This is a genomic window from Corticicoccus populi (genome assembly GCF_042686195.1).
Lineage (GTDB): Bacteria > Bacillota > Bacilli > Staphylococcales > Salinicoccaceae > Corticicoccus > Corticicoccus populi.
The window spans coordinates 23,054-41,856 of sequence record NZ_JBHUOQ010000007.1 but is presented as its reverse complement, the minus strand read 5'-3'; the positions used below and the strand labels follow the sequence as shown (position 1 = coordinate 41,856).

General features: G+C 39.8%; 22 protein-coding genes and 1 rRNA gene. 21 read left to right on the top strand and 2 right to left on the bottom strand.

The genetic code is table 11. From position 1 onward, the window contains the following. The 12 genes from rrf to rsmI form a co-directional block, all read left to right on the top strand. Positions 1-100, top strand: a 5S ribosomal RNA gene (gene rrf / locus ACFSX4_RS14330); the annotation flags it as partial. A gap of 132 nt (positions 101-232) precedes the next feature. Continuing rightward, positions 233-1,342 carry a betaine/proline/choline family ABC transporter ATP-binding protein gene (locus ACFSX4_RS14325; RefSeq protein WP_377775977.1) on the top strand — a complete coding sequence of 370 codons (1,110 nt, stop codon included), beginning with the start codon at positions 233-235 and terminating at the stop codon, positions 1,340-1,342. After that, a complete protein-coding gene (locus tag ACFSX4_RS14320; protein ID WP_377775976.1) occupies positions 1,342-2,892 on the top strand; it encodes a glycine betaine ABC transporter substrate-binding protein in 1,551 nt (516 codons plus the stop codon). The genes ACFSX4_RS14325 and ACFSX4_RS14320 overlap by 1 nt, the downstream gene beginning before the upstream one ends. A gap of 12 nt (positions 2,893-2,904) precedes the next feature. After that, positions 2,905-4,152 carry an Orn/Lys/Arg family decarboxylase gene (locus tag ACFSX4_RS14315; RefSeq protein WP_377775975.1) on the top strand — a complete coding sequence of 416 codons (1,248 nt, stop codon included), beginning with the start codon at positions 2,905-2,907 and terminating at the stop codon, positions 4,150-4,152. After that, complete coding sequence (gene tmk / locus ACFSX4_RS14310; RefSeq protein ID WP_377775974.1) at positions 4,149-4,763, top strand: dTMP kinase; 615 nt, start codon at positions 4,149-4,151, stop codon at positions 4,761-4,763. The genes ACFSX4_RS14315 and tmk overlap by 4 nt, the downstream gene beginning before the upstream one ends. A gap of 6 nt (positions 4,764-4,769) precedes the next feature. Beyond that, on the top strand, positions 4,770-5,099 hold the full coding sequence (locus tag ACFSX4_RS14305) for a cyclic-di-AMP receptor (RefSeq protein ID WP_377775973.1): 330 nt from the start codon (positions 4,770-4,772) through the stop codon (positions 5,097-5,099). 1 nt (position 5,100) lies between these two features. Beyond that, the gene (locus ACFSX4_RS14300; protein ID WP_377775972.1) at positions 5,101-6,006 is read left to right on the top strand and encodes a hypothetical protein; all 906 of its coding nucleotides are present in this window, start codon (positions 5,101-5,103) and stop codon (positions 6,004-6,006) included. A 6-nt stretch (positions 6,007-6,012) separates the two neighbouring features. Continuing rightward, positions 6,013-6,822: a PSP1 domain-containing protein gene (locus tag ACFSX4_RS14295; protein WP_377775971.1), complete on the top strand. Its 810-nt coding sequence runs from the start codon at positions 6,013-6,015 to the stop codon at positions 6,820-6,822. Then, positions 6,822-7,133 (top strand): initiation-control protein YabA, encoded by a 312-nt coding sequence (locus ACFSX4_RS14290; protein WP_377775970.1) that lies wholly within the window; start codon positions 6,822-6,824, stop codon positions 7,131-7,133. The genes ACFSX4_RS14295 and ACFSX4_RS14290 overlap by 1 nt, the downstream gene beginning before the upstream one ends. Positions 7,134-7,187: 54 nt before the next feature. Continuing rightward, complete coding sequence (locus ACFSX4_RS14285) at positions 7,188-7,916, top strand: tRNA1(Val) (adenine(37)-N6)-methyltransferase (protein ID WP_377775979.1); 729 nt, start codon at positions 7,188-7,190, stop codon at positions 7,914-7,916. Then, positions 7,909-8,157: a GIY-YIG nuclease family protein gene (locus ACFSX4_RS14280; protein WP_377775969.1), complete on the top strand. Its 249-nt coding sequence runs from the start codon at positions 7,909-7,911 to the stop codon at positions 8,155-8,157. Before ACFSX4_RS14285 ends, ACFSX4_RS14280 begins: the two co-directional genes overlap by 8 nt. Beyond that, complete coding sequence (rsmI, locus tag ACFSX4_RS14275; protein ID WP_377775968.1) at positions 8,158-8,973, top strand: 16S rRNA (cytidine(1402)-2'-O)-methyltransferase; 816 nt, start codon at positions 8,158-8,160, stop codon at positions 8,971-8,973. 35 nt (positions 8,974-9,008) lie between these two features. Here the strand turns inward: rsmI and ACFSX4_RS14270 are convergent, their stop codons facing one another. After that, the gene (locus ACFSX4_RS14270; RefSeq protein ID WP_377775967.1) at positions 9,009-9,284 is read right to left on the bottom strand and encodes an AbrB/MazE/SpoVT family DNA-binding domain-containing protein; all 276 of its coding nucleotides are present in this window, start codon (positions 9,282-9,284) and stop codon (positions 9,009-9,011) included. Positions 9,285-9,564: 280 nt separating this feature from the next. On the opposite strand from ACFSX4_RS14270, the gene metG reads away from it, so the two are divergent. The 6 genes from metG to ACFSX4_RS14240 all read left to right on the top strand — a co-directional run bounded on the left by metG (position 9,565) and on the right by ACFSX4_RS14240 (position 15,368). Then, positions 9,565-11,529, top strand: a complete 1,965-nt coding sequence (gene metG, locus ACFSX4_RS14265; RefSeq protein ID WP_377775966.1) for a methionine--tRNA ligase — start codon at positions 9,565-9,567, stop codon at positions 11,527-11,529. Between the two features lie 18 nt (positions 11,530-11,547). Next, positions 11,548-12,312, top strand: a complete 765-nt coding sequence (locus tag ACFSX4_RS14260; protein WP_377775965.1) for a TatD family hydrolase — start codon at positions 11,548-11,550, stop codon at positions 12,310-12,312. Between the two features lie 96 nt (positions 12,313-12,408). Further along, on the top strand, positions 12,409-12,963 hold the full coding sequence (gene rnmV, locus ACFSX4_RS14255) for a ribonuclease M5 (protein ID WP_377775964.1): 555 nt from the start codon (positions 12,409-12,411) through the stop codon (positions 12,961-12,963). Next, a complete protein-coding gene (gene rsmA, locus ACFSX4_RS14250; RefSeq protein WP_377775963.1) occupies positions 12,963-13,850 on the top strand; it encodes a 16S rRNA (adenine(1518)-N(6)/adenine(1519)-N(6))-dimethyltransferase RsmA in 888 nt (295 codons plus the stop codon). The genes rnmV and rsmA overlap by 1 nt, the downstream gene beginning before the upstream one ends. 76 nt (positions 13,851-13,926) lie before the next feature. Further along, positions 13,927-14,190 carry a Veg family protein gene (locus ACFSX4_RS14245; RefSeq protein ID WP_377775962.1) on the top strand — a complete coding sequence of 88 codons (264 nt, stop codon included), beginning with the start codon at positions 13,927-13,929 and terminating at the stop codon, positions 14,188-14,190. Positions 14,191-14,312: 122 nt separating this feature from the next. Continuing rightward, positions 14,313-15,368, top strand: a complete 1,056-nt coding sequence (locus ACFSX4_RS14240; protein ID WP_377775961.1) for a 2,3-butanediol dehydrogenase — start codon at positions 14,313-14,315, stop codon at positions 15,366-15,368. Between the two features lie 31 nt (positions 15,369-15,399). Here the strand turns inward: ACFSX4_RS14240 and ACFSX4_RS14235 are convergent, their stop codons facing one another. Beyond that, positions 15,400-15,963, bottom strand: a complete 564-nt coding sequence (locus tag ACFSX4_RS14235) for an NADPH-dependent FMN reductase (protein ID WP_377775960.1) — start codon at positions 15,961-15,963, stop codon at positions 15,400-15,402. Positions 15,964-16,134: 171 nt separating this feature from the next. On the opposite strand from ACFSX4_RS14235, the gene ACFSX4_RS14230 reads away from it, so the two are divergent. The 3 genes from ACFSX4_RS14230 to ACFSX4_RS14220 all read left to right on the top strand — a co-directional run bounded on the left by ACFSX4_RS14230 (position 16,135) and on the right by ACFSX4_RS14220 (position 18,803). After that, entirely contained in the window at positions 16,135-17,043 is a 909-nt protein-coding gene (locus tag ACFSX4_RS14230) for a LytTR family DNA-binding domain-containing protein (RefSeq protein ID WP_377775959.1), read from the top strand. A gap of 19 nt (positions 17,044-17,062) precedes the next feature. After that, a complete protein-coding gene (locus ACFSX4_RS14225) occupies positions 17,063-17,761 on the top strand; it encodes a hypothetical protein (RefSeq protein WP_377775958.1) in 699 nt (232 codons plus the stop codon). A 196-nt stretch (positions 17,762-17,957) separates the two neighbouring features. Beyond that, on the top strand, positions 17,958-18,803 hold the full coding sequence (locus ACFSX4_RS14220) for an ABC transporter ATP-binding protein (protein ID WP_377775957.1): 846 nt from the start codon (positions 17,958-17,960) through the stop codon (positions 18,801-18,803).

Below are 18,803 nucleotides of genomic sequence, written 5' to 3'. Positions count from 1 at the left end.
GGAGAGGCCACACCTGTTCCCATGCCGAACACAGCCGTTAAGCTCTCCTGCGCCGATGGTAGTTGGACTGACGTCCCGCAAGAGTAGGGCGCTGCCAGGCAATACGAAAGACTTAATCAAATTGATTAAGTCTTTTTTTGTTGTCTTATTTAGTAAATGTTCTTCTGTAGTATGAATAATATACATCGTTTAAGGGTATGAGAATACGAAATGACAAAGAGGAGAAATGATATTGATTTCATTTAAAAATGTGAGTAAAAAGTATGGGGATGTTACTGCAGTAGATGATATATCATTTGATATAGAATCACACGAGCTATTTGTAATTATCGGTCCTTCGGGAAGTGGTAAGACTACAGCAATGAAAATGATTAACCGGATGCATGAAGCAACAGATGGGGATATATACATAGATGATGAAAATATTAATAGTATTGATCCGGTAAAACTCAGAAGGAGAATCGGGTACGTAATACAAGGTGTCGGCTTAATGCCGCATATGACAATTGGAGAGAATATTGCGATTGTACACCGTCTGCTTGGGAAGAAACTGCCGCCAGATGAAATTGACCGTCTCCTGAACCTTGTAAATATGAATCCTGAAGATTTTAAGGACCGTTATCCTGACGAGTTATCGGGGGGACAACAGCAGCGTATTGGAGTCATCCGGGCACTTGCGAATGATCCTAATATTATTTTAATGGACGAACCTTTTTCAGCATTGGATCCTGTGACAAGAAACCAGCTTCAAAATGAATTTAAAAAACTTCAAAAAGAAATAGACAAAACAATTGTTTTTGTCACACATGATATTGATGAAGCATTGAAGCTTGGTGATCGTATATGTTTAATGCGGGATGGTAAAGTAGAACAATTAGGAACACCGGATGAACTGCTTCACCATCCAAAAAATGATTTTGTGAAACAGTTTATCGGAGAAGATAAACTTCAGGCAAAAGCATTTAAACATTTTCGTCTGAAAGACTGGATGAAGAAAGAAATTGTAGTCGCTGAAGAAGACGAAACAGTTGAAGATGTGATTGATTTGATGAAAGAATACCATGTTAATATACTGCCGGTGGTTAATGGGGATTTATTAATCGGCAGTGTTTCCTTATGGAGTCTTTTAGGTAATGAGGGACAGGTGATTAATGATTATATCGGTGGGGATGGTATTGTAGAAATTGATGTTGAAAGTTCCGTGACAGGCGCAATCAACCGTATTAATCACTTTCGCGGTGCTGTACCTGTTGTAACGAATAAAGGAAAACTTCTTGGTGTACTGGATCATGACAATCTTTTGAGTACACTATCAACCGATGCTTCTGGAGGTGTTGAATAATGTGGCAGTCATTTTTTGAAATATTAACGACGAGATCCGGGGAATTATTCAGCCTGATTCAGGAGCACATGTATATCAGTCTGATCTCACTCGGAATTGCAATTATAATTTCAGTACCGCTTGGAATTATTTTAACGCGCTTTGATAAAATTGCAGGACCGGTAATCGGAGTGGCCTCTGTGTTTCAAACGATTCCAAGTTTAGCACTTCTGGTTTTTATGGTGCCGATTATTGGTACAGGGCAGACACCGGCAATTATAGCATTGACGATTTACGGACTGCTTCCGATTTTAAGAAATACGTATGTCGGTTTAAATAATGTAGATAAATCAACAATAGAATCAGCCCGGGGAATGGGTATGACAAACTTTCAGAGATTAAGAATTGTTGAACTGCCGCTTGCAGCAAGTGTTATAATGGGCGGCATCAGAACAGCAACTGTTCTCGTAGTTGGTGTCGCTACTGTGGCCGGGTTAATCGGTGCCGGCGGCCTGGGTGATTTTATATTCAGGGGGCTGTCGACAAATAGTGCCGGTTTGATTCTGGCAGGTGCGATTCCAGCAGCTGTTATTGCCTTGTTATTTGATTTTGTACTGAAATATGTGGAGGATAAATCACAGCCCGGTAAAAAATCCAGCAGTGTATTTTCACGAGTTTTATTCTGGCTGATTCTAATCGGACTTGCAGTAACATTTATACTAGTCATTGTGAGTAACTGGATGAATAATGATGATATTGTGATCAGCGGCAAGCAGGATACTGAGCAGGAAATTCTTGTATATATGTATATAGAATTAATCGAACAGGATACGGATTTAAATGTTGGAAAAGAATCCTATATTTCAGGTACATCAAATCTTGTAGCCGGTATGGACAGAGGTCAGTACGATATGTATGTTGAATATACCGGAACAGCATTAATCGATATATTAAATGATTCTGATTTTGAATATGAAAATCCTGATGAAGTGTACGACCACGTAAGTGAATATTATGAGGAAGAGATGCCTGCAGTATGGCTTGAGGAAATCGGGTTTAACAATACGTATACTCTGACTGTGCGTGGAGATTTTGCTGAAGAAAATAATCTCGAAACAATTAGTGATTTATCACCGTATGCAGCAGATATGACTTTCGGCAGTACTGCTGAATTCCAGGAGAGAAGCGACGGTTATATCGGAGTCCAGGAACAATATGGCATTGAATTCTCATCAGTACAGACAATGGACTCAGGTATACAGTATGCGGCGCTTCAAAATGAAGAAATTGATGTCATCGATGCATATGCGACCGACGGCCGTATCGAAGCGAATAATTTTGTCATACTGGAAGATAATTTAGGGCTGTTCCCGCCTTACTATGCAGCACCGGTGATACGTAAAGATGTACTGGAAGAATATCCGGAACTGGAAGATATAATTAATCAGCTGTCAGGCCGTATTGATGATGAAACAATGATGCGTATGAACTATGAAGTAGATGAAGAAGGAAGAACAGCTTCAGAAGTCGCACATGAATTTCTGAGCGAAGAGGGTCTGCTGAATGAATAGGAATGTGAATGGATGAGATTGACTGACCGATTAAAAGAACTGGATGATAAACAAGTAATTTCCATGCATGTACCGGGTCATAAAAATATGACAATCGGCTATTTAAAAGAAATTGATATGAAGTATGATATGACTGAAATTCCGGGTCTCGATAACCTGCACAATCCGGAAGGTATATTACTGGAATTAAACCATAAACTATCCGGGAAATATGAAGGATACAGCGCACAGGCAGTGGTTAACGGCTCTACAACAGGAATTCTCGCAGGGATTTCTGCTGTATCGGAACATGTGAATTGTTTTGTTATCAGAGGAGATGCACATAAGTCTGTGTATCATGCACTGGATTTAGTGAATGCGGATTATTCTGTGGCTGCTGCTGATGAACTGGATGATGTCAAAGAGGGTACAGCCGTAATAATCACACATCCTTCGTATACAGGGGAAGGACTAAAATCACTTGGGTCATTAATAAAGAAATTGAAAAGCAAAAATATTACAGTAATCGTGGACGAGGCGCACGGTGCGCATATGGATATTGCAGAAGGTTTTTTGGAATCATCCATGAATTACGGAGCGGATTTCGTTGTGCAGTCCTACCATAAGATGCTTCCGGCACTGACCGGTGCATCTGTTGTATACTGCAGAGAACAAAAAAATATGATGACTGTACAAAAGTACATTGATTATTTTGAGACATCGAGCCCTTCTTATTTAGTCATGGCTTCCATTGAACTCGCAGAAGAATTTTATAATGATTTTAAACCTGAAGTTTTTTTCGCTAACAGAACACTGATTGTTCAAGTCCTGAGGGAGAAGGGGTTTGAGGTGATAGAATGTGATGATCCGGCAAAACTAGTTATCTGCCGTCAAGGATTGAGAGGGCATGCACTTGATTCTTTATTTAGAGAAAACGGTGTATATTCAGAGATGACAGTCGATGATGGTGTACTGTGGTGTCTGCCGTTGTTCCATGCCGGGGACTCTTTCCCGCTTCAGGAATTAATTAAGAGTGTCAGAAGTCTTGATTTAAGCAGTATGGAAACGACTGACATAGAGAAGTATGATATTTCGGAATTACTTAACAAAAAATGTATCAGAACAGTCGTCCCGTATCCGCCCGGTGTTCCTGTAGTAATTGAGGGTGAGAAATTTCATAAAGAAGTTCTACTCGTGTTGGACAATTACTTAAATAACAATGTTAAAATAGAGGGTATCAAAGAAAATATAAATTACTATATGAATGAGGATGAATCATGACTTATTTTATTACGTTTGAAGGGCCGGACGGTTCAGGGAAATCTACGGTTATCAGACATATATATGATTATTTAAAATCTTCCCGTGAAGTGATTGTTACACGGGAGCCCGGCGGGATTCCTGTCAGTGAGAAAATCAGGGATATTGTTTTAGAAGATGATATGGACAGCCGCACGGAAGCACTATTATTTGCAGCATCAAGAAGCCAGCACCTCGTAGAGAAAGTACTGCCGGCACTTGAAGCGGGGAGTATTGTTCTCTGTGACCGTTTTATAGACAGCTCTCTTGTTTATCAGGGATATGCCAGAGGTATAGGTATTGACAGTATACAGGAGATTAATGCATTCGCAATCAGAGGAAGAATGCCGGATTTAACGATTTACTTAAAGGTGGATGCTGAAACAGGGCTGTCGCGTATTACGGAAAATAAACGTAATGAAAATCGGCTGGACAAAGAAAGTATAGACTTTCATAATAAAGTGGTTTTAGGTTATAATGAATTATCAGAAAATAATCCTGAGCGTATTAAAGTGATAGATGCAAATCAGGATTTGGATAAAGTCATCCAAGATGTCATAATACAAGTAGACAAATTTTTAACTAAGAGGTGAACGGCCATGAAAATGGTAATTGCGATTGTTCAAGATCACGATAGTCAAAGATTGACGGATCGTTTAACTAAAGCGGATTTTAGAAATACAAAACTTGCATCGACCGGTGGTTTCCTGCGTGCAGGGAATACTACATTCCTGTGCGGTGTAAAAGATGACAGAGTAAAAGAACTGCTGGAACTGATTGATGACACGTGCGGTAACAGAGAACAGACTGTAGCGCCGGTGACACCAATGGGTGGAAATGCAGATTCATATATTCCTTACCCGGTTGAGGTTGAAGTGGGCGGTGCGACTGTTTTTGTACTGCCGATAGAACAATTCGAAAGATTTTAATATGAACTTAAATGAAAATGTTGATATTAAACTATTAAACGCAATCAATCATGGACGGTTGAGCCACACTTATATGTTTGAAGGCGATGCGGTTGAAACGCTGCGCCGGAAAAGTGAGTTTTTTGCGCTTAACATACTGGGGGATACTGAGCGTAATGGAAGTCTTTTGAGAGAAGGAAATCACCCTGACTTTTATTATTTACGTACAGATGAGACATCCATAAAAAAAGATGCTGTGGAAGATCTTGTAAGAGTCATGCATAAAAAACCGACTGAGTCAGAGTATAAGGTATATGTTATTGAATCTTTTGAGAAGTTGACACCACAGGCTGAAAACAGCCTGCTTAAATTTTTGGAAGAGCCTCCTGAAAAGACAGTTGCAATCCTCTTGACGATTGATAAAAGCAGTATTCTGCCGACGATTCACTCGAGAGCACAGCATGTTTTTATCAGAGGAGAGCGTGAAGACAGACTTAAAGACCTGGAGTTTTTAACAGAGTCTGAATTAACAACGGTGGACCGGTTGTCACTGAATGCCGGGCATGTGAAACATCTTGATGAAAACTTTTCAAAATTAAGAGAGAGAGCGATGGAGTTTTCGTCAAAGTGGGTGATGGACCATCCGCTGGTATTGATACAAATTAAAGGCTTATTGGATATATGTAATGAAAGACGCGACTATCTGCTGCTGCTTCAGCTGATAGACGGTTATGTACGTCAGTCTTTACATCAGACAATAGGGCTAAATGACTTTAAACCATATATAGAGGTAGCAGAGAATCCGGTTAAAGGTGAAACGGCATTATCCAAAATGCTTGAGGAAGTGGCTGAGGCCAATCGTTTGATACAATTTAACGTAAATCCGATGCTCGCACTTGAAGGTATGGTTATAAGTTCGAAAGGTTGAATATTTATGATAGAACTTATTACGGCGACTCAACTTGATTATTTTGATAATATTTATATTGAAGGCCGCGGCATAGACGTTCAGCGTAATGATTATATTATTGCGGAGACGAAGCGGGGAAAAGAACTGCTGCGTGTGATAAAAGGTAACTATACTATTTCCGAGGATGATATTGTTGAGCCGGACGGCCATATGATTAAATCTGCTGATGATGAAGAATTGATGAAATATCATCAAAATCAACAGGAGGCAGATCATGCACTGCATTTTTGTGAAAAGGCGGTCCGGGAAGAAAAGCTGGATATGGTCATGGTGAATGCGCAGTATACACTCGACAGGAAAAAACTGATTTTCAAATTTACTGCCGACGAACGTGTAGATTTTCGTTCTTTAGTCCGTGTGCTGGCAACTGAATTTAAAACACGGATAGAACTCAGACAGGTTGGTGTCCGTGACGAAGCGAAGTATCTGGGCGGGATTGGTCCGTGCGGCCGTGCCCACTGCTGTTCCACATTTTTAGGGGATTTTGTTCCGGTCAGTATTCAGATGGCAAAAAATCAAGATTTATCGTTATCGCCGACAAAAATTTCAGGTGCATGCGGCAGGTTGATGTGCTGTTTGAATTATGAAGATGATTACTATGAGGAAGCCCGCGGCAGAATGCCGGATGTCGGAGACTCAATCAAAACTCCGAATGGCAGAGGAACTGTCATCGGCATGAATATTTTAGATTTGGTTGTGAAGGTCAAATATAAGGATGATTACATTGAAGACCTTCACTGCGATGAGCTCGAAGTCAGCGGCGGGGTGAAATAATGGAGAGAGACCAGCTGTTTTCCCATATTAATCAGATTGAAGATAATATGGAGAAAATGCAGAAAGATATGCAGATTTTAAAAGAATTTGCAGTGAAACTGGTGGAAGAAAATGTGAGTCTCCAGATGGAAAAAGAACATTTTGAAGATTTACTGAGAGAACAGTCCGAAACAACGGATGGTTTTAAGCAAAATACATTAAAAAACTTGTATGATGAAGGTTTTCATGTGTGCAGTGTACATTTTGGAACACACCGTCACGGAGAAGACTGCTTATTCTGTCAGGGATTTTTAAATCATAGAAATGATTAAAATAAATGCGGCCGTGCGCCGCATTTATTTCGTTATTGGGAGTGGTGAATATTGGTGTTAAAGGAAGATGAACGTCTGGATGAATTGTTCAGGGAAAAAATGAAAATTATTCAAAGTCAGTCAGTGTTTTCATTTTCAGTGGATGCGCTGCTGCTCGCAAATTTCACCAGATTGACAAAGAGAACAAAAAGAGTGATGGATTTATGCTCAGGTAACGGAATTATCCCGCTGCTGTTATCTCATCGTACACACGCATCGATAGACGGTGTAGAAATTCAGGACCGTGTAGTGGATATGGCTGAGAGAAATATTGTGATGAATGGAAAAGAGAATCAGATTTCAATATACAATGTGGATATGAAAGAGATTAAATTACATTTCGAGCACTCCACATATGATACAATCACAGTGAATCCGCCTTATTTTACAAATAATCAGCCTGTGAAAGATAAAGGACCTCACAGTATTGCACGCCATGAAATTCATATTGATTTAAATGGCGTGATTCAAACCGCAAGATATTTAATTAAAAATAAAGGACGTCTGACGCTCGTTCATCGTGCAGAGCGGAGTACTGAAGTGATTTCCGAACTCCACAATAATGGATTCAGAGTGCGGAGAATGCAGTATGTCTTCAATGACAGAAAGTCTGAAAAGGCAATGTTTGTTCTGATTGAAGCAATATTTAATTCTTTCGCATATGTTGAAGTGATGCAGCCGTTTTACATTTATGATGAATCCGGCAGTTACACTAAAGAAATGCTTGAGGTGTATTATGGATGAATATTATATTTATATTGTTGAATGCAGTGACGGTTCCTTATACACAGGCTATGCAGCAGATGTAAAAGAGCGTGTAAAAAAACATAATGCAGGGCTTGGTGCAAAATATACGAGGCATAGAATTCCGGTGACTTTAAGATATCAGGAATCTTTTGCGACTAAAAGTGAAGCGATGAAAAGAGAAATTGCCATTAAGAAGTTGTCGAGAAAACAGAAAATGCTTCTGATAGGAGATGAATAAATGAACCTATATATTACAGGAACCCCGCTTGGGAATTTAAATGATATGACATACCGTGCGGTAGAAACATTGAAGAGTGCAGATGTGATATTGTGTGAAGATACACGGACAACAAGGAAGCTTACGAATCACTTTGAAATTACAACACCGCTTCGTGCGTACCATGATTTCAATAAATTTGAAACGGAAGACCGTATCATAGAAGAGATGCACGAAGGAAAAGTCTTTGCACTTGTCACAGATGCCGGTATGCCGGTGGTTTCAGATCCCGGATATGAACTGGTACGGAGAATGCAGAAAGAGTCTCTCGGGTTTACTGTTGTGCCGGGCGCATCTGCATTTACACTTGCACTGGTTTTAAGCGGTATTTCTTCATTCGAATTTACTTTCTTTGGTTTTCTCCCCAAAAGTCAGGCAAAACGAAAAGAGAAATTAAAGGAAATTATGTTTCATTCACATACATCGGTCGTTTATGAATCACCGCATAAGCTGAAGGAAACCATTAAGCAGATGAGTGAAGTATCGCCGGACAGAGAGATGAGTATCTCCAGAGAGCTGACAAAAAAGTTCGAGCAGAATGTACGCGGGCGTGCAGATGAACTATTAAATATGCTTGGTGATGAAATCCCGTTAAAAGGTGAATTTGTTATTGTGATTGAGGGCTATCAGGAGGATGAGATAGTGAGTGATATTCCAATCAATGAGCATGTCGGCAAATTCATTGAGGATGGTATGAAACCGAAGCAGGCCATTAAAATGGTGGCTGAAATGAGAGGGTTAAAAAAGCAGGAAGTATATGATGCATATCATAAATAAAAAAAGGCCGGGGCAGCGCCCCGGTTAAATGAGAATTAATGCATTTTAGTTTGTATTTCATCCATGAGAAGCTTAGCGCCTTCCTCACTGAGGATAATACGTCCGTCAGCAAGTCTCATGTTTTTATCAGAAACATCGCCAGTAACATCACATGTCATTGTTGGCTTGTATTTTTTCAAGATGATAGTGTCTTCATCAGTATAGATTTCTAAAGCATCTTTTACTTCGATGTCGAGCACACGGCGCAGTTCGATAGGTATAACGACACGGCCTAATTCATCAACTTTTCTGACAATACCTGTGGACTTCATTGAAATTCCTCCTAAATTCTGTTTCATTCATAACCTGACCAAAAAAACCTACCTGTAATTTAACAATGTCTCTAATCTCTAGTCTATCGACATTGTTAGATTATCCCAAATAGAAAAATGAAATATAAATTCAAATTTTCTGTGTTAAACTTGCAGTGGGATAATTTGTATCATTGATTATAGCACAGTGCGATGTAAACGCCTAACAAAAACATGAGAACATTGAAAAAAAACATAAAATTAGATATATTTAACTAATGAACATTTAGGAGGAAGCGTCATGGATAAACCGACTTTTTATATAACAACGCCTATATATTATCCAAGTGGAAAACTTCATATCGGAAATGCATATACAACAATTGCATGTGATGTAGTTGCAAGATATAAGAGACTTCGAGGATATGATGTATATTATTTAACAGGAACAGATGAACATGGGCAGAAGATTGAAAATAAGGCTGAAAAAATGGGGATTACACCTCAAAAATATGTAGATGATATGGCTCAGGATATTAAAAAGCTATGGTCTATGCTTGAAATCACGAATGATCAATTTATTCGTACAACTGATGAAAGTCATAAAGAAATCGTTCAGAACATTTTTGAACGTCTACTTGAACAGGGTGATATTTACCTTGGAGAATATGAGGGCTGGTATTCAGTTGAGGATGAAGAATTTTTCACAGAAACACAGCTTGAAACAGTCTATCGGGATGAAAATGGGAAGATGACCGGCGGACGGGCACCGAGCGGTCACGAGGTTGAACTTGTTAAAGAGGAAAGTTACTTCTTTAAGATGAGTAAATACGCCGATCGTCTTGTAAAATATTATGAAGATCATCCGGACTTCATTCAGCCGGCTTCAAGAAAAAATGAAATGCTCAATAACTTTATCAAACCGGGTCTCGAAGATTTGGCTGTGACCAGAACTTCATTTTCATGGGGGGTACCGGTTAAATCAAATCCAAAACATGTGATTTATGTATGGATTGATGCACTGGCAAACTATATTACAGCACTGGGCTACTCTACAGACAATGATGAGCTGTTTAAAAAATTCTGGCCGGCAGATGTGCATATGGTTGGGAAGGAAATTGTACGTTTCCATACAATATACTGGCCGATTATGTTAATGGCACTCGACCTGCCACTTCCTAAGAAGGTACTCGGGCACGGCTGGCTTGTGATGAAGGACGGTAAGATGTCCAAATCCAAAGGTAATGTCATCTATCCGAATTTTATCGTTGAAAACTACGGTCTTGATGCATTGAGATATTATTTGATGAGAGAAGTACCTTTCGGCTCTGACGGAATTTTCACTCCGGAAGCGTTTGTGAACCGTACTAACTTTGATCTGGCAAATGACTTTGGAAATCTTGTGAACCGTACAATTTCAATGATTAATAAATATTTTGACGGAGAACTGCCGGAGTACACAGGACATCATAATGATTTTGACCGGAACCTGGAAGAAACGGTGAGAGAGAGTGTTGAGTTATATGAAGAGGCGATGGAAAAATTAGAATTCAATAAGGCGCTTCGTGCGGTGTGGACTGTAATCAGCCGGACGAATAAATATATTGATGAAACAACGCCGTGGGTTCTCGCAAAAGATGAAGAAAAACGGGAAGATCTAGGTAATGTGATGGTCCATCTTGCTGAGAATATCCGTATTGCAGCGGTTCTCCTGCAGCCGTACCTGCCTCATGGACCGAGAGAAGTCTTCAGACAGCTTAATATTACTGATGAATCTCTTAAGACATTTGAATCTATTGAAACATACGGAAATATCAAGGTGGATGAGAAGGTGATTGAAAAACCTGAACCAATCTACCCGCGCCTTGATGTAGATAAGGAAGTGTCTTTCATTAAAGATACAATGACACCGGCAGAAGAAGAGCATGAGGAAGAGGATAATAACCGTATTACGATAGATGATTTTGATAAAGTAGATATCAAGGCGGGGACTGTCATTAATGCTGAGGGTGTCAAAAAAGCAGATAAGCTGCTTAAAATCCAGGTGGATTTAGGTGAGGAAAAACGGCAGATTATTTCCGGTATTCGTGAGCAGTATGAACCTGAGGATATCATGGGTAAAAAAGTACTGGTAGTCACAAACCTTGAGCCTGTTAAACTGCGTGGTGAATTATCGGAAGGTATGATTTTAACAGCTGAAAAAGACGGCCGTATTACGTTAATATCAGTGCCGGACGGCATTGAAAACGGCAGTGTGATTAAGTAAAAAAGGAGGTCCTGATCAGTGCTGATAGATACACACGTTCATTTGAATGCAGATCAGTATGATGAAGATTTAGAGAGTGTCATTGACCGTGCAAGGGAAGCAGGCATTGGAAAAATGGTCGTGGTCGGTTTTGACCGTAAAACGATTGAGCGTACAATGATGCTGATTGACCGGTATGATGATATATACGGTGTCATCGGCTGGCATCCTGTGGATGCGGTTGATTGTACAGATGAAGATCTTTCATGGATTGAGTCACTGGCAGATCATAAAAAAATTGTCGGAATCGGAGAAACCGGACTCGACTATCATTGGGACAAATCTCCAAAAGAGATACAAAAAGAAGTATTCAGGAAACAGATTGCCCTTGCAAAACGTGTCAATCTGCCGATTATTATTCACAACCGAGAATCGACAGAAGACTGTGTACAGATTTTGAAAGAGGAAAATGCCGCTGAAACGGGCGGTATTATGCATGCCTTCAGTGCAGATGAAGCAACAGCGGATGAAGTACTCGATATGAACTTCTATATATCACTCGGCGGGCCTGTGACATTTAAAAATGCGCAGCTGCCGAAAGATATTGCTGTACATGTACCGCTTGACCGACTGCTCGTAGAGACGGACGCACCGTATTTGACGCCGCATCCATACCGTGGGAAAAGAAATGAACCTGCGTACGTGAAGCTCGTTGCAGAACAGATTGCCGAATTAAGAGGTATCAGTTTTGAGGAGCTCGCAGGTGCGACAACACAGAATGCCGAGCGTTTGTTTGGGATATAGAATGTCTTTAATCACCGTGGAATGCGGTGATTTTCTTTATTTCCAATCCGGAAAGAAATTTATGATATGATTAGTCTCGAAAGAGGAGATATGATGATGGATAAACCGGTAATTAAAGAGATTATTGTGGTTGAAGGACGGGATGACACGAGACGTTTGAAAGAGGCCGTAGTGTGCGACACAATTGAAACAAACGGTTCTGCAATTAATGAAGCGGTGTTAAATGAGATTGGTGTGGCATTAAACACGCGGGGGGCAATTGTATTTACTGATCCGGATTTCCCGGGACAGAAAATTAGAAATACGATAATCGAACGATTTCCGAATATTAAAGAGGCGTTTATGCCGAGGGAAAAAGCGATTGCGAGAAACGGGCTCGGGATTGAGCATGCATCAGTGGAAGATATTCAGAAGTCACTTCAGTCTGTAGTGACACGCTATGAGATTGAAAAAGACCATATTACAATCAGGGACATGAATCTATGGAAGCTGTCAGGAACAATTGATGCGCGCGAGAGAAGGACATATTTAACGAACCGCCTGAATATTGGATATGCGAATGCGTCACAGTTAAAAAATAAATTAAACAGATATAAAATTGAGCACAGTGCAGTGACTCAAATACTAAGTGAATTAGATGGTGAAGAATAATGAAAGATATAGCAACAGTTTCCAGAACGAAAGAAGTACTGGATAAGTATGGTTTTACATTTAAGAAAAGTCTCGGACAGAACTTTTTAATCGATGTGAATGTTATTCACAGTGTTTTGGACAAGGCGGGAATTACAGACCGTACAGGCGTTATCGAAGTCGGACCGGGAATTGGTTCATTGACAGAGCAGCTTGCGAAACGCGCCCGGAAAGTAGTGGCATTTGAAATTGATCAGAGGTTGATACCGGTACTGAACGACACATTGAGTGCGTATGATAATATTGATTTGATTAATGAAGATATATTAAAAGCGGATATCAGAACAGTGATTCAGGAGAAATTCCAGGATGTTGATGATATTGTCGTGGTAGCTAACCTGCCGTATTATATTACAACACCGATTCTGATGAACTTTTTGATGCAGGATCTGCCGATTAACAGATACTATGTGATGATGCAGAAGGAAGTCGGTGACAGAATCAGTGCCGGCCCGAATACAAAGGCATACGGTTCTTTGTCTATTGCAATTGATTACTATACACACGCAAAAACGGTTCAGCAGGTCCCAAAAACAGTGTTTATGCCTGCGCCGAATGTTGATTCAATCATTGTGGAATTAATCAAAAGAGAAACGCCTGTAGTCAGCATCGATAATGAAGAGCAGTTTTTTAAATTAACGAGAGGCGCCTTTCAGCAGCGCCGGAAAACAATATTAAACAACTACATGCTGGTGTTTGAAGACGGCAAGAAAAAAAAGCAGGAAATCAGTGAAATGCTGCAAAGTGCCGGAATTGACCCCAAAAGACGGGGAGAGAGTCTGACGACCGGAGAGTTTGCAGAAATTTATAATAAATCTAAAGAGTATAAAGGCTTAAAAATAATATAATTACACTTGTAAATACGGCGGTTTTTTGACAAAGTTATGTAAACTTGTTACAATAGATTGTAGTGAGGTGGGCCAAATGCCAAAAACTTTAATCGACATCAAAAAGATCCTTGATTGTCAGTTGGGAAACCAGGTCATTCTTCGTGCCAACGGCGGCCGTAAGAAACTGGTAGAAAGACGTGGAACTTTGAGGGAGACATATCCTTCTGTATTCATCGTAGAGCTTGACCAAGAGGAACATAACTTTGAAAGAGTGTCATATACATATACTGATGTATTGACATCAAACGTTGAAATGACATTCGTCAGTGATCAAAGTGATGCATTTGTTATCCAGTAATTAAGAACGTAAAGCTAAAGGGCGACCTTTAGTTTTTTTTGCATCTCATGACAGCGTTATCATTGTATTCAATTTCACAAAATGATAGTGTGGAATTAAATAATATTTTGGAGGGAATGTTGATGAGAGCAGGAGTACTTTACGGTAAAAAGGATATACGTGTAGAGACAAGGGAGAATCCGGAAATTGCTGAAGGACAGGTGAAGGTTAAAGTGGCCTGGACGGGAATTTGCGGCAGTGACCTTCATGAATATAATGCAGGCCCGATATTTACACCGACTGAAGATAACCCTAACCCTTTAACAGGTGTGGACAGACCGGTGACACTCGGACATGAGTTTTCGGGTGTAGTAACAGAAACAGCGGAGGATGTTAAAGGCATTCAAAAAGGTGATAAAGTATGTATCAATCCCTTAATCACAGGCGGAGTACATGACCATGCGCTTGTAGATATGTATAAAGGGTTCACCTTTGTCGGTCTTGGATCGGACGGGGGATTTGCAGACTATGCTGTGGTTGATCAGAAAAATATTGTAAAACTTAAAGACAGCACTTCACTTGAAATCGGTGCATTGGTTGAGCCGACAGCAGTGGCACTGCAGGCAGTCAGAGAAGCGGAACTGAAATTTTCTGAATCTGTTGCGGTATTCGGTGCGGGTCCAATCGGACTGCTGACAGTAATTGCAGCGAGAGCAGCTGGTGCAAAGGACATTTTTGTATTTGATTTATCTGATACAAGACTTAAAAAAGCTGAAGAAGTCGGTGCGACACATATTGTGAATTCCGGTAATGAAAATCCAGTTGAGTATATCAAGAAGTTTTATCCGGATGGTGTGGATAGAACATTTGAAGTTGCAGGTGTTCCGGTGACAGTCAACCAGGCAGTAGATGTAACTCGGCCTCGGGGAATGGTATGTATTGTATCTATTTTCGAAAAAGCTATGGAATTCAACCCTATGAAATTGACAGCAAGCGGTGTAAGACTTTCATCGACACTGGCATATGAACCGGATATTTTTGAAGCAACAGTAAAAATGATTGAGAGCGGTCAGATTGACCCGTCTCCAATTATTACCGGGCATATTGAACTTGAAGACATATCTGAAAAAGGATTTGAAGTGCTGGTGAGTGATAAGACACAGGCGAAAATACTGGTTAAACTCAGCGGTGAAAAATAAATAAAAAAGAGATGCCGCGGCATCTCTTTTTTTATCTGATTGTTTTAAGTGCAGATGCCCATGATGTTACATCATGAAGCAGTGTATCCACAGTTGCATTGTGGACTTCCTGAGGTTTGAATGTTGACATGTTTTCAAAGTCATTAAACAGACTGAAAGCACCTTGAGGTGTTACAATCGCAAGCTTCAGGTTAGCAAGTGTTGTGCGGAGTGCAAGTGAAGCTGCAATACCGAGTGTAGAACCGTAGCTCACAATTCCAGCAGCTTTATTATGCCATTCGCTGCCTAAATAATCTAAATGATCTTTCAGACCTGAAGAGATATTTTTATTGTATTCAGGAGTTACAAAGATGAAACCGTCAAGTGAATCAATTGTTTCAGACCATTGGTTATTTTCATCTGTAGCGTACTCTTTATTTGCCATTAAAGGAGGTACTGTTTCGTTAAAACGGTTTAAGCCTGTATCTTTAATATCGACCACTTCAAATTCTGCATCGATACCTTGTTTTTCTGCATAATCTTTAATCCATTCTGCAACTTGTAAATTCACACGTGCATCACGTGTACTTCCTGTAATAATTCCAATCTTTGTCATTAATATTCCTCCAAAAACTTTAAGTGATTTAGTTACTTTAAGTAACTTTGACATAAAGTAATATACACTAAAAATAATAATAAATAAAGTGCTCTGCTCAAAATTTTTAAGAAATTCTTTCTGTTGTGATAAAATTGTAGAATATCAGAAAACACGGTGAGGAGCGGCAGGATGAAAATTAATATCAGCGACATTATCGGTACACCGTCAGAGGACAGCATTCATTTTGAGCCGGGCGAAGCCAAAAGTATTCAGATGCCTGTAGAATACATATCAAAAATTAAAGCGTCTGCAAGGGAAAATGATGTATTTATTCTGGAGTCCAATATGCCGGTCCATAAACATCTGAAGCTCGAGTCACAAATTAAATTTATGCTTAAATGGCACAGCTCAAATTTGAAAATGGGTGACATTTTAAAACAGTATCAACTGGAAGAATATAAAAAAACACCAATGTCCAAACTGCCTTCTGAAATGAATCAAAGGCTGTCATATATTCATGCGCTGATTACCGATCAGAAATACATATTGGCAGCGAATCCTTTTTATAATGCTACAAAAGAAAATCTGCATATGTTTCACAAAATGATGGCATATATTAAGGCGGACGGAAAAGCTTTAGTCGCAGCAGTATCCAGAACAGAAGAGGCATTTCTTGTTCAGCAGAATATAATGAGACTGAATGAGTCAGGCTTGAAGGAAATTGAAGTTTCTGAGGATACGGCAGAGGATAAAAGCAGCGAAATCAAAAAAATCAGAGTCAGAGCCGAAGATAAGACGATATTTGTTAACCGGGAGGACATTGAGTATATCGAAAGTAACGAGGGGAAGATTTATATTAATATTTCCCGGGAAAAGTTTGTGATGGAATCTACACTGCAGGATGCGGAAGACAAACTGCGGGAATATGGTTTTTACCGCTGTCACCGGTCGTATATTGTTAATCTTCATAAAGTGAAAGAAATTATTACATGGTCTAAAAACACGTATTCCGTTGTGATTGATAACCGGGATGAGACGAAACTGCCTTTATCCCGTCAGAAGTATAATGAAATTCAGGAGTTGCTTGTGACAATTTAAAAAAGGATGACGAATATCTATGATTAATAAAATTCAGGCAGTAATTGCGAGGGATGCGAAAGAATGTCTTCATAATATGGGGCTCCTCACAACGATTATTATGCCGCTTTTAATGGCATTGTTGTTTGCGCGGACAGGCTCTGCAGCAGGTCCGGAAGTTTCAAATATGATGTTTTATATTGTGCTGGGTGTGACATTTGCGGCAATGACATCAAGTATCGGCATCAGCCTCCTGGCTGACGAAAATGAACATCGTACAATGGATAAGTTCATTCGGAAGCGGTCGGATATGACAGCGAATGTGATTGGTAAATCGATTCTGTTAATGTTGATTACTGCTGTGACGGTCTTTTTAATTATCATTATTTTTAATGAAATACCGGCAATGACTCTGGAAGTCGTTTCGGGTCTTATACTGCTTGCGTTTTTCTTTTTGTTTATGACGCTCGGTTTTGGCTTGATTTCAGAAACACTGGCAGTAACGTCCATTTATATTATTGTGATGCTTCTTGTTTTCGGCATGGGACCGTACGCAGACCTGTTTTTCCGGGCAGGGGATAATATTATTATTACATTACTGACATATACACCGCTGTATCAGAATATAAGAATTCATACAGGTGAGTTTTTACAGCCTGTCCTGGTTCTTCTAATGTGGAATGCGGCCGCTTTGATCTTTTTTATGATGGCATTTAATAAAAAAGTAAAGACCATCTAAACCGTTCATGAAACCGTGGTACAGTTCACCGGATATGAGTACAGTTCGATGAAAACCCGCGCCGGTAAAGGCTTTATCGACACAATTCAATATATTAAGGCTACAACTCACCGTGATGTTATCGCGGTGGGTTTTTATTCGTTATAAGCTGAAATCAGCAAACGAAAGCAACTATAAAGAATGCGGAGGGATTTAGATGAGTGTAATAAAAGTAGATGAGCTGAAAAAGTCGTTCGGTAATGAACATGCACTGAAAGGTATCAGCTTCAATGTAGAAAAGGGCGAGATTTTCGGACTTCTCGGGCCGAGTGGTTCGGGGAAAACAACAACAATTAAGGTGATGACAGGTGAATTTAATGCGACCGGCGGTCATGTTGAAGTCAACGGAACACCGCAAAAACATTTTGGAAAAACATCTTATATAAAGAACCTGGGTATTTTGTCCGATAAAAGTTCTTTATATGAAAGGCTGACTGTAAAAGATAATCTGGAACTGTTTCAGAAGCTTTACAATGCACCGAAAAACAGAGTTGATGAAGTATTAAAAGAAGTAGGGCTTGAGTCTGAAAAGGATAAGCGGGTTTCAAAATTGTCAAAAGGGATGAAACAGAGAATTTTATTATGTAAGGCAGTAATTCATAAGCCGGATATTCTATTTTTGGATGAACCGACCAGCGCACTTGACCCGACAACAACAGAGAAAATTCACGATATGCTTGAAGCGCTGCGTGATGAAGGCACAACGATTATGCTGACGACACATAATATGGATGAGGCGACCCGTTTGTGCAGCAATGTAGCATTTTTGCATGAAGGAGTGATTCGTGATCACGGGACACCTGCCGACCTCAGACATAAATATAAGAAAAATGAAATTCATCTGACACATGAAGATGGACAGGTAGAAACAATTGAACGAAATCAGGAGAATGAAGGACGTATTAAAGATGCAGTGTCCGATAAAGATATTGTTGATATCAGAACGGATTTCCCGACACTTGGAGAAGTGTTTAAAAAGGTAACAGGAAAGGAGCTTGTTTAA